Consider the following 13,050-nt stretch of genomic DNA (forward strand, 5'->3'; position numbering starts at 1 on the left):
TTCACCACCTTATCGTTTTTTAGATCAATTCCTTACTTATTCCGCTGGAACGAAGATTTTCTTGAACGCGTTAATTGCTGCTACCATTACGTCGTCTGCTGGAAGATCTTTTGTCTTGCGAATATGATCGTATACGTCAGTGTGGTTCGTTTCAAGCCAGCTTAGAATCTCACTTTCGAAACGTAAGATATCTTTTACTGCGATGTTATCGAGGTGTCCACGCGTTAACGCGTAAAGCACAACAACTTGTTGTTCCACTTTGAATGGTTTGTTCAAATCTTGTTTCAAGATTTCAACTGTGCGCACTCCACGGTCTAGCTTCGCTTGTGTTGCAGCATCAAGGTTAGAACCGAACTGAGAGAATGCTTCAAGTTCACGGAATGCTGCAAGGTCAAGACGCAGTGTTCCCGCAACTTTTTTCATTGCTTTAATCTGTGCTGAACCACCTACGCGGGATACGGAAAGACCAGGGTTAATGGCTGGACGTACACCCGAGAAGAACAAGTCAGACTGAAGGAAGATTTGACCATCCGTGATGGAAATCACGTTTGTTGGAATATAAGCAGAGATATCTCCGGCTTGTGTTTCAACGAATGGCAAGGCTGTAATTGAACCTGCGCCAAGTGTATCGTTCAACTTCGCTGCACGCTCAAGAAGGCGGGAGTGAAGATAGAAGACGTCACCAGGATAAGCTTCACGACCCGGAGGACGACGAAGTAGCAAGGACAGTTCACGGTATGCAGCTGCTTGTTTCGAAAGGTCATCGTATACAATCAGAACGTGCTTACCATCAAACATGAATTCTTCAGCCATTGTAATTCCTGCATAAGGTGCAAGGTATAGAAGTGGTGCTGGTTGTGAAGCAGAAGCCGTTACGACGATTGTATAATCAAGCGCGCCGTTTTTACGGAGTGTTTCAACAACACCACGAACTGTAGATTCTTTTTGACCGATTGCTACGTAGATACAAATCATATCTTGGTCAGCTTGGTTTAGAATTGTATCGATGGCAACAGTTGTTTTACCTGTTTGACGGTCACCGATGATCAATTCACGCTGTCCACGACCGATTGGAACTAGTGCATCAATCGCTTTAATGCCTGTTTGAAGTGGCTCATGAACGGATTTACGCGCCATAACCCCTTGTGCAGGGCTTTCAATTGGACGAGATTTTGTTGTTGCAATCGGACCTAGTCCATCAACTGGTTGTCCCAGTGGATTGACAACACGTCCAATCATTTCTTTCCCAACTGGTACTTCCATAATACGACCTGTACGACGTACTTCATCGCCTTCTTTAATGTCTGTGTATGGGCCAAGGATAACGATACCTACGTTGTTCGCTTCCAAGTTTTGCGCCATACCTAGAACACCAGTAGAGAACTCAAGAAGTTCTCCAGCCATGACGTTGTCGAGGCCATGAGCAAGTGCGATACCGTCACCAATCTTGATAACTGTACCTACTTCGCTCACTTTCAACTCAGATTGATAATTTTCAATCTGCTGTTTTATGAGAACGCTGATTTCTTCAGCTTTGATGCTCATGCATGTCACCCCTCAAATTTCAGTTTTATGATCCGATAAGATCTCGTTTCAGACGTTCAAGCTTCGCGCTTACACTACTGTCGTAGATTTGGTTGCCGATTTGGAGACGGATGCCTCCAATGAGCGCTGGATCGATGATATTGTCAATTCGCAAGGACTGTTTACCGACTTTTTGTGCGAACGCATTGGAAATGGATTGGCTTTGTTCATCCGAAAGTGACAGTGTAGAATATACTGTAGCCTCGGCAACGCCAACTGCATCATTTGCAAATGTGTTAAATTCATCAACAAAGTGAATCACTTCGTTAATGCGTTTCCCGTCAAGCAGGACGTACAGTGCATTCAAAATGAGCTGATCCGCTCCTTTGAATAGGTCTGCAAGCAGTTCTTTCTTTTTTACTAGTGGTAATTTAGGTGACTCAAGCAATTGCCCAAGTCCTTTATTGTCTTGGAAAACCTTTTTCAATTCTTGAAGATCTTCTTGAATTGAAACGATTTGTCCATTTTGTTGTGCAAGTTCAAATAATGCGAGTGCATAGCGTTTTGCTGCAACCGATTTGCTCATCGGCCCTCGCCTGCCTTCGCAATCGTCTCTTCAATCAATGCGCGGTTATCGTCTTCGGAAATCTCTTTCCCAAGAACTTTAGACGCTGCAAGGATGGAAAGTGATACGAATTCTTCGCGGACTGCCGCAACGGCTTTGTCCTTTTCTGTCGCAATTTCAAGCACTGCTGCTTCTTTCATGCGATTCGCTTCTGCACGCGCCGTGCTGATCAATTCTTCACGGTGTGTTTCAGCTTGTTTCTGAGCATTTTCAACAATCGATTGTGCGTTATCACGTGCTTCTTTCAACAACTCGCGTTGTTCTTCCAGAAGTTTATGTGACTCCAAGCGACTTTTTTCAGCTGCTTCAATTTCATTTGAAATCATTTGTGCTCGTTGATCCATGATGCCCATAAGTGGTCCCCATGCAAACTTCTTCAGAAGTAACATGAGTATCGTGAAAAATACCACCGTGACGATAATATCGCCGAGGTTAAGACCATCTGGGTTATTTAATTTTGCCAATCCACTAGCAGCTCCACCATCAGCTGCCAATAAGGCGAAGGTATCCAAAAACACGATTGTTTCACTCCCTTCAAGAGCTTATGTTTCTTTAATATGGGTATTTCACTAATTTACATAAATGAATGGCGAAGGACTACAATAGTACGTTCTTCGCCATTAGATTCAATTCTCGCAGAGAAATGAATGTCATTACTCTGTATCGTACTACTTATTTGTTCATTACGATGAACGCGATAACTGCTGCGAAAATCGGAACAACCTCAACAAGTGCAACACCGACGAACATGTTTGTTTGAAGAATACCGCGTGCTTCTGGTTGACGTGCAATTCCTTCTTGTGTGCGTGATACAACAAGACCTGCTCCTAGACCTGCTCCTAGTGCTCCTAAACCGATTGCGATTGCTGCTGCTAATAGACCAACTGAACCTACCATTATTGTTTCCTCCTAATAATTCCTGTTTTTTTGTTTTGTCGCCCGGTTATCCGGGCATTATATGCTTAATGGTCTGTTGCCACTTTGTGTGACATGTAGACCATCGACAACATAACGAAGATAAATGACTGGATCCCCCCGACGAAAATCGAGAAGCCCATCCAAGCAAGGGACGGAACAACTGCTCCAAACAACCCAAGTATGCCTGATGTCGCAAGTCCAGCCAGTAGGCCAAGAAGAACTTCACCAGCATAGATGTTACCATAAAGACGCAGACCGAGTGTCAGCGTATTTGCAAATTCCTCGACGACTTTAAGCGGTGCAAGGAAAGGGAGCGGCTTAAGGTAGCCTTTTCCGTATTCTTTCATACCTGCCATCTTAATACCGTAATAATGTGTGAGAACAATGACCATACTAGCGAGTGTCAATGTAACTACAGGGTCAGCAGTTGGTGATTTCCACCAAAGATCCCCTTTCCAGTAGATTGCCATTGGAAGTCCTAATACGTTCGCTACAAAGAGGAACATGATTAGGGTGATTCCCAATACGTGGAATCGTCCACCCGTTTTCCAGTCCATATTACTCTTGATAATCCCTTTGACGAAATCCATAACCCATTCAAAGAAATTTTGCATCCCTGTCGGCTTTAGCTGTAAATTACGTGTAGCGAAAATCGCGATGAGGAAGACAATTAGACATGTGATGAAGAGCATTAAGACGTTTGATAAGTTAAATGTCATTTCGAATGCTGTATCTTCGAAAACCGTGTATAACGGATTTCCATGTTCCATTTTTCGTTCACCTCCCTTTTGCATCCAGAATGAAGTCAAGTTTTTTCGTATCGCTCCACATTTGTGAAAAGCCCTACTGACGAAAACGCTTTATTGATGTCTTACGTGGTATAGGATCCTCTCCACTAGTAGGAGAATGTAAGGTATCGCAAAACCGATAACCGTACCGATCAAATCGAAATGTTCTGGCATCGCGGTTGCAATTGCAGCCGCAGCGACACCAGATGCGAAACGTAATGCAGTCCCAAGTGATAAACTGTGCTTACCTTCTGCGAACTTCTGGTCAGCCTTCTCCATTTTACGGACAAGAATCCAAAAATTATACAATCCAAACAGAGATCCGAGTATTAAACCTGCGAAAACTGTCTTAAAATCAGTAAATCCCCAACCTAAAACGAACAATGCTAGACAAAAAAAGAGAGCCTTCTTTTGTATTTTATAAATTTCTTGCAACGTTTGCATGGTAGGTTATTCTCCTGATTCGTATTTTAGGATTGTACGGTGCATTGCAGCTACATGTAAGTGTAGTTACAAGCCAAACACACGGAAAAGCGGGGTGGTTCTCGTTTCACAGTCTAGCCAAAATTACGGTCAAAGACTTCGAAAAGGATAGAACCTATAAGTTGTGCGAGTAGCGTCGAATGGTAGGCAATTTGGCAAATAATGCGATGAGCCTAGTATGTTTATGATTGACAACTAGGAGCATCCCTACATTTTCAACGTAATAAGATAGGATGATAGTAATATCTTAACACTGACAGATGTAGTGCTGTTTCAATTATATGAAAAACCCCTATCATTCTTACCCTTTGTAAGCATACAATAGGCGAAAATTGATGTCAATTGATTCCCGTGAAATTCTTCACAAAGTGTTCGTTTTGTCAAACAATCGACAAATTTGAAATGCAGTTGTAGCATGTCGTCTTTTTTCAGAGGTCAATAGGGGAGGTCCCTAATTTTCGGGGTACAGCGATTGATTTTCGCTGACAGTTTCAACTTTTTCACGGACAGTCCTGTGCTTCACTGACAGTTTTATCTTTTTCACTGACAGTTCAGTTCCTTTCACTGACAGTTCAGTTCCTTTCACTGACAGTTTCACATTTTTCACTGACAGTCCGCCACAGCTACCTATCTTTCTCCGAAAAAAAGGCGACCGAGGTTACCTGGCCGCCTGAATGTTTATCTTTCAATAGAAGCTAAATACTCTTTCAACGCTTCGACGATTCGTTCAGAAGCATGTCCGTCACCATACGGATTTGAGGCTTTCGCCATTTTGCTGTATTCCGCTTCGTCAGTGAGCAGCGTATCTGTCAATGCAAAGATTGTCTCTTCGTCTGTTCCCGCTAATTTCAGTGTACCGGCTTCGATTCCTTCTGGACGTTCAGTCGTATCGCGAAGAACGATAACCGGCTTGCCAAGTGATGGTGCTTCTTCTTGAATACCACCCGAATCTGTCAAAATAATATGTGAGCGTGCAGCTATGTTATGGAAATCGATCACTTCAAGCGGTTCAATTATATGAACACGGCTATTGCCACCAAGAATCTCATCTGCTACTTCACGGACCGCTGGATTCATATGGATAGGATAAACCACTTGAATATCATCATGTTTTGCAAGTAGGCGATTAATGGCGCGGAACATATTACGCATCGGTTCACCTAGGTTTTCACGACGATGCGCCGTCAGTAGGATGAGCCTGTCTGTCCCGATTTTGTCAAGAACAGGATGCTCGTATTGTTCGCGTACAGTTGTCTGAAGTGCATCAATCGCTGTATTGCCTGTTACATAAATACGATCTTCGCGTTTTCCTTCATCCAATAAATTGCGCGCTGATTTTTCTGTTGGCGAAAAATGAAGATCCGCGATGACGCCTGTTAACTGTCTGTTCATTTCTTCCGGGTACGGGGAATATTTGTCCCATGTGCGGAGTCCTGCTTCAACATGTCCAACTGCAATTCGATTGTAAAATGCAGATAAGCTACCAATGAAAGTCGTCGATGTGTCTCCGTGAACGAGGACAATGTCCGGCTTGGCATCTTTCATAATTTGGTCAAGCCCTTCAAGTCCGCGTGTCGCTACATCTACAAGTGTTTGTCGATCCTTCATGATATTCAGATCATAATCAGGTGTGATACCAAACGTTTCAAGCACTTGGTCAAGCATTTCGCGGTGCTGAGCTGTCACTGTCACAATCGGTTCAATATCATCCGAATGCTTTTGTAGCTCCAACACCAGCGGCGCCATTTTGATAGCTTCTGGCCTTGTGCCAAAAATCGTCATCACTTTCCATCTTTTTCTCAAAACATTCACGCCTTCCAGATCATTTTGTGCCGAATAGTCGATCGCCTGCATCGCCAAGTCCTGGTACGATATAGCCTTTTTCATCGAGCTTTTCATCAAGTGCAGCGATATAAACATCCACGTCTGGATGTGCTTCGGTCATCGCTTTGACACCTTCCGGAGCAGCAATCAGGCACATAAACTTAATGTTTTTTGCACCGCGACTCTTTAATGAATTAACTGCCGCAATTGCAGATCCACCCGTTGCCAGCATCGGGTCAACAAGGATGAAATCGCGCACTGATACATCGGAAGGAAGTTTTACATAATATTCGACTGGTTGCAATGTTTCAGGATCACGGTACAAGCCAATATGCCCCACTTTTGCTGCTGGAATGAGGTTAAGGATTCCATCGACCATGCCAATACCAGCGCGCAAAATCGGCACAATTCCTAGTTTCTTTCCTGCAAGAACTTTCGATTTAGAAGTACAAACCGGCGTTTCGATTTCTACCTCTTGAAGTGGTAGTTCCCGTGTAATTTCATATGCCATGAGTGTTGCTACTTCATCGACCAGCTCTCGGAATTCCTTTGTTCCTGTGTTGGTATCACGTATGTACGTAAGCTTGTGTTGGATTAATGGATGATCAAAAACATGTACTTTCGGCATGTATATTCGCCCCTTTTCAGAATGTCCTGTTCATTATAACAGAAGTGAACCTATTCAGGCACGCCTAACTATGCAACTTTCTTCAGCAAATGTTTTGTACTGACAGCGAAGCAGCAGCTTTCTGCAATGGCAGTGGCTTATCGTAGTGAATCTTATATTTCCATAAAATAAGCCGCCATCAATTAGATAGCGGCTCATTCTATTCTATTACATTATTTATGCGTAGAGTGGAAACTTATCTGTCAATGCTGTTACACGTTGACGTGCTTCTTTTTTCACAGCTTCGTCTTCGTGATTTTTAAGAAGTTTTGCAATGATAGATGCAATTTCTTTCATTTCTTCTTCTTTAAAACCTCTTGTTGTTGCTGCTGGCGTACCGATACGAATGCCAGATGTGACAAATGGGCTTTCTGTGTCATATGGAATTGTGTTTTTGTTGACCGTAATACCGATTTCGTCCAGTACATGCTCTGCAATTTTCCCTGTGATGCCAAGTGAACCTAAGTTTACTAGCACTAGGTGATTGTCTGTACCGCCAGAAACGATATCGACACCTTCTGCTACAAGTGCTTCACCGAATGCTTTAGCATTCTTTTTCACTTGTTGGATGTACGTTTTGAATTCCGGTTTTAGCGCTTCGCCAAATGCAACTGCTTTCGCAGCGATGACGTGCATCAATGGACCACCTTGAACACCCGGGAAGATTGATTTATCTAGTTTGCGACCGAATTCCTCAGCGAATTCTTCGTTAACCAGAATCACTCCACCTCGTGGTCCACGTAATGTTTTATGCGTTGTAGATGTTACGAAGTGTGCATGTGGGACTGGATTTGAATGCTCACCTACTGCTACAAGTCCTGCAATATGTGCCATATCAACAAATAGATATGCGCCAACTTCATCGGCAATTTCACGGAATTTCGCAAAATCGATTTCACGTGGATATGCACTTGCACCTGCAACGATCATTTTTGGTTTATGCTCAAGTGCTTTTTGACGAACATCTTCGTAATCGATTCGTTCATCTTCTTTGCTTACACCATAATCAACGAAGTTGTATAATTCGCCAGAGAAGTTGACAGGGCTACCGTGTGTCAAGTGGCCACCATGGGAAAGATTCATGCCCAGAACTGTATCACCTGGTTTAATCGCCGCGAAGTAAACAGCCATATTTGCTTGCGCACCTGAGTGTGGTTGAACGTTTGCATAAGCTGCGCCAAATATTTCTTTCACGCGATCACGTGCGATATTTTCAACAACATCGACGTGTTCACAGCCGCCATAGTAACGTTTGCCTGGATAACCTTCTGCATATTTGTTTGTCAAATAAGATCCTTGTGCTTCCATAACTGCCTCTGTAACAAAGTTTTCAGATGCGATTAATTCGATATTAGAGTTTTGGCGATTTTTCTCCGCCATAATTGCTTCATATACTGCTAGGTCATCATGTTTTACATTCGTCAAATCCATTTTGTCATTCCCCTTCTTGGTCTAATTTATCAATTACGCCTCGGCGTAATTGTGTCCGGATTTTTTTCGAGCTCGCTCGAAAAGCTCCCTTAAAAAATCCGTGACATCCGCCGGAGGCTATATCTTCATTCAGTGGATGCTTGAGCATCCGCTGAATGAAGATATATTGCACGCTCTCCACCAATAAGTTTCGGTCGTGTTGTAGCTACAGTAACGACTGCCTCTCCAATTTTACTGATTGATGTTCGGAGAGGGACTGCGACAGGCTTCAGATGCATACCAATCAATGTTTGTCCGATGTCAATTCCCGCATTGGCACGAATGGCCTCTACGACGACAGGTTGGTCCATCTGGCGATAAGCATAGGTAGACATAGAGCCGCCCGCATGCTGCGCTGGAATAACTGACACAAGGTCAAGATTGAATTTCTCAGCTGCTTGGCGCTCGATTGTTAACGCCCGATTAATATGCTCGCATCCTTGAAAGGCAAGGAAAAGATTATATTTTTCGGCAAAATCTTTTAATGGCCCGTACAGCGACTCTCCAATTTCAAGTGCACCTGACGTTCCGATTCGACTACCAGCAATTTCCGAGGTTGAACAACCAACAACGAATAATGTACCAGCAACAGGTCGGTCCTGCTCGGCCATCTCTGCTAACAGTTGTTCAAGTTGAAGCTTCCATAAATTCAAAGCATCCACTTTTGTCCACCCGCCTTCTTAACGGCATTCTAAGTTATTTTTCTAATTCCATTAATTTCCCTACACGACGTTCATGACGCCCGCCTTCAAATGACGTGTTCAGCCATGTTGCGACAACTTCTCTTGCATGACCTGCACCAATCACACGCTCGCCCATTGCAAGGATATTTGTATCATTATGTTCTCTCGTTGCTTTCGCACTAAAAACATCATGAACAAGTGCACAGCGAATGCCTTTTACTTTATTCGCTGCAATAGACATGCCAATTCCTGTTCCACAAATCAAAATACCACGGTCAAAGTTCCCCGAAGCCACTCCGTTTGCAACCGGTGCCGCAAAGTCTGGATAATCAACAGACTCATTGGAATCTGGCCCAAAGTCAACAAACTCTATGCCTAGCTCAGCCAACAAGTTAATAATTTCATGACGTAGATTGTTACCACCATGATCTGAAGAAATAGCGATCTTCACTTGCTTCCCTCTTTTCATAATTTACTCACAACTCATTCTACCATTTTTCCGCAAAAAAAACACAGCCCAAATCAAATATGTCTCAGCATATTTGTACACAGATTTTACCAGGGAAGAATCGAACTTCATTTCTCCCTGGTAAAAAAATAGGGCTGCGAATAAATTATTTTGTTAAATCAAATTGACTAATTACGTCATAAAGCTGCTCAGATTGCTTTTTCAATTCGATTGCCATTGTATCTACCTGTTCAATGGATCGTACTTGTTCTTCGGTAGCCGCTCCAACTTCTTGTGCGCCTGCTGATGTCTCTTCGGCAATCGCCGCCACCTCTTGCGATTGATGAGCAGTCATTTCAATATTCCTTAGCTGATGTTCAATGAGTTTTGTAATTTCAACGACGGAATCGGCCATGCCATTTACTTTCACTGCCATCGCCTCAACATTTTCACTCGTCTCATTGGCACGATTTTCTTCGATCGCTGCCGTCTCCACCTGCTGTTCCATATCTTTTACTACTTTCGTGACGTCTGTCTGAATATTCCCGACGAGACCTGATATTCCTTGTACAGCCCTCGCACTTTCATCAGCCAACACACGGACTTCTTCTGCAACGACCGCAAAACCTTTACCGTGCTCACCTGCACGTGCCGCCTCAATCGATGCATTGAGCGCCAATAAATTCGTCTGCGCAGCGATATTACCAACAAGTTGAACAATTTCTCCAATTTTTAATGCATTTTGATCAAGCTGTCTAATCGTGCCAAGCGATAGTTCACTTTGTGTAGACATATTGCGGATTCCATCGACCAGTACACGGAAAACACCAGTCATCCGCACCAGTTCCTCTAGCATTTCCTTTGAACGTGCTGAAGAATCTCCCGCACGACTGCTTACTTCAACAGCAAGTGACCGAATATCTTCAATCGCTTCAGCTGTCTCTTGGATAGCAACTGCAGACGCTTCAGCACCAGTAGAAATCTCAGTAATTGTCGACGCTACTGCATCCGCCTGTTTGGCAGCGACTCCGGTTTCATTCGATAAGCTATCCACTGTACTTGCTGTCTTTTCAAAGTTCGTTTCAATTTGCCCAACAATTGCGCGTAAATTAAGGACCATTTGTTGGAATGCTTCTGCTACAGAACGAATTTCATCTGACGAGTTCGGCAATTCGATATCCGTTCCAATTTCCCCTTTAGCAACCCTAATAGCTGCTATCTCGAGTTTTTGCAAATGCTTTGTTAAAATTGTACTAAAAGCAAATGCCAAAATGCCCGACCAGAATACCCCTGCTGCATAGGTCGATAATGCAAACCAGAATACGTTAAAGTTCGGGAAAAATTGCGGTTGCACTACATTTATAAAAATTCCACTCGTTGTATACGTAACCATTGCAAGGACTGTTACGAATAAAACAATTTTTTTGCGCAAGCCAAATTTCTTCTGTCTAATTTCTCTCATACTTGTCCCTCCGTCAATTTCTGCTTTAACCTATCCATCATTTGCGACAACTCACCGAATGTCTGTCGATATGTTTCAAGATTGCCTCCGAATGGGTCCTGTACATCCCCATCTAACTCAAGCTCCACAAAACTTTTCAATGTAAACGTTTTCTCTTTTACTTCTGGATAACGATAGAGAAGCTCCATCTTATGCGCTCCCGTCATCGTCAACACTATGTCCGCCCATTCTAAGCCTTCACTTGAAACAGCTCTTGACCACGGGGTATAGGGCATATCCGCCTCCTCAATAAGCGTTTTGGCATTCAAGGAAATCGGTTGCCCATCTTGCGCGTGTATACCCGCCGAGCGAACTGTCACATTTCCGAGTTCCTTGGAGCGAAGAATCGCTTCTGCCATCGGACTTCTACACGTATTACCTGTACAAATCAAATAAATATTCATAAAGCTTTCACCTACCTTTTATAAGAATAACCGATTTTTGTGAATAAAGAAATAGACATTTCTAACGAAAACATGACATTACACCCATAACTAGTAAAGCAAAACCTGCAAATCGCCTCAATAGCCTTCCATCTCCAACACCTATTCGCCCTTTAAATACAAGAGCTGCATAAGAAAGGAAAAAGGTTAACATTCCTGATGATAAAATGAAAAGGGTTTTATCTAAATGAAGCATCCCAAATGAAACACTAACCGAAAAAGTATCTAGACTTACCGCTAGCGCTATCAACGAGGGATGTAACTGTTTGCCTACTGAGCCAGACTCCTCATCTTGCAGCAGCATATGTATACCAATCAGAGCAAGCAAAACGCCCGACAATAGACTGCTCCACTCCTCAAAGAGATGCGCCGAGAAATCACCTGCCCAAAACCCAATAAAAGGGAACATCATATTAAGAATAGATGTCCACAGCGCTAGTACAAACTTCCCTTTCTTCACTTGCAGGAAAGCAAAGACGACGACAACGTCAATACTAGTAATGCCAGCTGCAAATAATTCCACCACAATAAAACCTCCCCCAGATCCCGCATCTGTCCATCTTATGCGGTTTCTGGAGAGGTCATTCAAGTTTACAACGAGGCGTAATTGATTTTAATCGATATAGCGTTTTCCATCAGCGGCTTTTATCAACCGATTCATAACAGCAGCACCTACTCCAGTCAAGTCTGTTTCGACTGCCAGAATGATATCTGCCTCTGTTAAATCACATTGACGTAGCGCACGATACAAATGAGAAGCCATTGCATCATTATTATTTCTCGGTCCGACTGCAAAATACCAATCGGCAGCCAGGACATCTAAATCATCCGGCCCAATAATCGCCACTCGCTTCCCTTCACGATGAAGTGTCTCGACTGCTTCACGAATGGTTGTCGTATCAGGTGAGATGACGAAAAGAGGCGCTTCCGGTGCATAATGCATATACTTCATGCCCGGTGAGCGAGGTGCTTGTTCTCCTGGACTTTTACTTCCCGCACGCACCGGTCCAATTATCGCTTCAATCATTTCTTGTGTCGTACCACCTGGGCGTAAAATGGTCGGCGGACTTGTTGTCATGTCAAGTACAGTGGATTCGACACCAATCCCAGTCTGTCCCCCATCCAAAATAAACGGAATCAGTCCTTTAAGGTCTTCGTAAACATGCGCAGCTTCTGTCGGACTTGGCTTACCACTACGATTGGCGCTCGGTGCAGCAAGCGGACCAGCCAATGCCCGAAGAAGTTCTAACGCCACTGGATGATCCGGCATGCGAATACCGACCGTTTCAACTCCAGGCGTCACATTTGATGCAATGACGCCTGGAATTTTATCAAAAACAAGTGTGAGCGGACCAGGCCAGTAGGCTGTCATCAGTTTTTCTGCGTCCTCTGTAATACCTGTCGCGTAATTTGAGACATCTTCTTTATTGCCGATATGTACGATGAGTGGATTATCGGACGGTCTTCCTTTTGCTTCGAAAATTTTCTGCACGGCCTGTTCATCCGTCGCGAGTGCCCCAAGACCATAGACTGTCTCAGTCGGAAATGCAACAACACCGCCACTTGTTAAAATATCCACAGCCTGTTTATATTTTTTTTTGTTATCAAGAGTTTTATCCACCGGAATAAGTATTGTTTCCACAGGTCAAACCTCCTTTATCCACAGATTTTAGTTA

At 43.5% G+C, this 13,050-nt stretch carries 16 protein-coding genes; all 16 read right to left on the reverse strand.

Annotated elements, in window-relative coordinates:
* Positions 1-36: 36 nt before the first annotated feature.
* The 16 genes from atpA to N1I80_RS18265 all read right to left on the reverse strand — a co-directional run bounded on the left by atpA (position 37) and on the right by N1I80_RS18265 (position 13,016).
* Positions 37-1,545 carry a F0F1 ATP synthase subunit alpha gene (gene atpA, locus N1I80_RS18190; RefSeq protein ID WP_340739250.1) on the reverse strand — a complete coding sequence of 503 codons (1,509 nt, stop codon included), beginning with the start codon at positions 1,543-1,545 and terminating at the stop codon, positions 37-39.
* 25 nt (positions 1,546-1,570) lie between these two features.
* Positions 1,571-2,110: a F0F1 ATP synthase subunit delta gene (locus N1I80_RS18195; protein WP_340739251.1), complete on the reverse strand. Its 540-nt coding sequence runs from the start codon at positions 2,108-2,110 to the stop codon at positions 1,571-1,573.
* Positions 2,107-2,667: a F0F1 ATP synthase subunit B gene (atpF, locus tag N1I80_RS18200; protein ID WP_445683667.1), complete on the reverse strand. Its 561-nt coding sequence runs from the start codon at positions 2,665-2,667 to the stop codon at positions 2,107-2,109. The genes N1I80_RS18195 and atpF overlap by 4 nt, the downstream gene beginning before the upstream one ends.
* Positions 2,668-2,821: 154 nt before the next feature.
* On the reverse strand, positions 2,822-3,046 hold the full coding sequence (gene atpE, locus N1I80_RS18205) for a F0F1 ATP synthase subunit C (protein ID WP_203248455.1): 225 nt from the start codon (positions 3,044-3,046) through the stop codon (positions 2,822-2,824).
* Between the two features lie 65 nt (positions 3,047-3,111).
* Complete coding sequence (gene atpB / locus N1I80_RS18210) at positions 3,112-3,837, reverse strand: F0F1 ATP synthase subunit A (protein WP_340739252.1); 726 nt, start codon at positions 3,835-3,837, stop codon at positions 3,112-3,114.
* Between the two features lie 90 nt (positions 3,838-3,927).
* The gene (locus N1I80_RS18215; RefSeq protein ID WP_340739253.1) at positions 3,928-4,299 is read right to left on the reverse strand and encodes an ATP synthase subunit I; all 372 of its coding nucleotides are present in this window, start codon (positions 4,297-4,299) and stop codon (positions 3,928-3,930) included.
* 490 nt (positions 4,300-4,789) lie between these two features.
* Entirely contained in the window at positions 4,790-4,945 is a 156-nt protein-coding gene (locus tag N1I80_RS18220) for a hypothetical protein (RefSeq protein ID WP_340739254.1), read from the reverse strand.
* Between the two features lie 71 nt (positions 4,946-5,016).
* Positions 5,017-6,141: a non-hydrolyzing UDP-N-acetylglucosamine 2-epimerase gene (wecB, locus tag N1I80_RS18225; protein ID WP_340740089.1), complete on the reverse strand. Its 1,125-nt coding sequence runs from the start codon at positions 6,139-6,141 to the stop codon at positions 5,017-5,019.
* A 19-nt stretch (positions 6,142-6,160) separates the two neighbouring features.
* On the reverse strand, positions 6,161-6,790 hold the full coding sequence (gene upp / locus N1I80_RS18230) for a uracil phosphoribosyltransferase (RefSeq protein WP_340739255.1): 630 nt from the start codon (positions 6,788-6,790) through the stop codon (positions 6,161-6,163).
* 216 nt (positions 6,791-7,006) lie between these two features.
* Positions 7,007-8,260: a serine hydroxymethyltransferase gene (glyA, locus tag N1I80_RS18235; protein WP_340739256.1), complete on the reverse strand. Its 1,254-nt coding sequence runs from the start codon at positions 8,258-8,260 to the stop codon at positions 7,007-7,009.
* Between the two features lie 125 nt (positions 8,261-8,385).
* Positions 8,386-8,961, reverse strand: a complete 576-nt coding sequence (locus N1I80_RS18240; protein ID WP_340739257.1) for a TIGR01440 family protein — start codon at positions 8,959-8,961, stop codon at positions 8,386-8,388.
* A gap of 34 nt (positions 8,962-8,995) precedes the next feature.
* A complete protein-coding gene (gene rpiB, locus N1I80_RS18245) occupies positions 8,996-9,433 on the reverse strand; it encodes a ribose 5-phosphate isomerase B (RefSeq protein ID WP_340739258.1) in 438 nt (145 codons plus the stop codon).
* Positions 9,434-9,596: 163 nt separating this feature from the next.
* Positions 9,597-10,892, reverse strand: a complete 1,296-nt coding sequence (locus N1I80_RS18250) for a methyl-accepting chemotaxis protein (protein ID WP_340739259.1) — start codon at positions 10,890-10,892, stop codon at positions 9,597-9,599.
* Positions 10,889-11,335, reverse strand: coding sequence for a low molecular weight protein arginine phosphatase (locus tag N1I80_RS18255; protein ID WP_340739260.1), 447 nt, complete (start codon positions 11,333-11,335; stop codon positions 10,889-10,891). Before N1I80_RS18255 ends, N1I80_RS18250 begins: the two co-directional genes overlap by 4 nt.
* Positions 11,336-11,396: 61 nt before the next feature.
* Positions 11,397-11,900, reverse strand: coding sequence for a manganese efflux pump (locus N1I80_RS18260; RefSeq protein ID WP_340739261.1), 504 nt, complete (start codon positions 11,898-11,900; stop codon positions 11,397-11,399).
* A gap of 87 nt (positions 11,901-11,987) precedes the next feature.
* Positions 11,988-13,016, reverse strand: a complete 1,029-nt coding sequence (locus N1I80_RS18265) for an L-threonylcarbamoyladenylate synthase (protein WP_340739262.1) — start codon at positions 13,014-13,016, stop codon at positions 11,988-11,990.
* Positions 13,017-13,050: the final 34 nt, after the last annotated feature.

Source organism: Sporosarcina sp. FSL K6-3457 (assembly GCF_038007285.1).
Classification (GTDB): Bacteria; Bacillota; Bacilli; order Bacillales_A; family Planococcaceae; genus Sporosarcina.

What these genes read in the sequence shown, in the direction of transcription:
- atpA (WP_340739250.1), bottom strand. Translation starts at nt 1,545, where the DNA reads ATGAGCATCAAAGCTGAAGAAATCAGCGTTCTCATAAAACAGCAGATT.
- N1I80_RS18195 (WP_340739251.1), bottom strand. Translation starts at nt 2,110, where the DNA reads ATGAGCAAATCGGTTGCAGCAAAACGCTATGCACTCGCATTATTTGAA.
- atpE (WP_203248455.1), bottom strand. Translation starts at nt 3,046, where the DNA reads ATGGTAGGTTCAGTTGGTCTATTAGCAGCAGCAATCGCAATCGGTTTA.
- atpB (WP_340739252.1), bottom strand. Translation starts at nt 3,837, where the DNA reads ATGGAACATGGAAATCCGTTATACACGGTTTTCGAAGATACAGCATTC.
- N1I80_RS18215 (WP_340739253.1), bottom strand. Translation starts at nt 4,299, where the DNA reads ATGCAAACGTTGCAAGAAATTTATAAAATACAAAAGAAGGCTCTCTTT.
- upp (WP_340739255.1), bottom strand. Translation starts at nt 6,790, where the DNA reads ATGCCGAAAGTACATGTTTTTGATCATCCATTAATCCAACACAAGCTT.
- glyA (WP_340739256.1), bottom strand. Translation starts at nt 8,260, where the DNA reads ATGGATTTGACGAATGTAAAACATGATGACCTAGCAGTATATGAAGCA.
- N1I80_RS18250 (WP_340739259.1), bottom strand. Translation starts at nt 10,892, where the DNA reads ATGAGAGAAATTAGACAGAAGAAATTTGGCTTGCGCAAAAAAATTGTT.
- N1I80_RS18255 (WP_340739260.1), bottom strand. Translation starts at nt 11,335, where the DNA reads ATGAATATTTATTTGATTTGTACAGGTAATACGTGTAGAAGTCCGATG.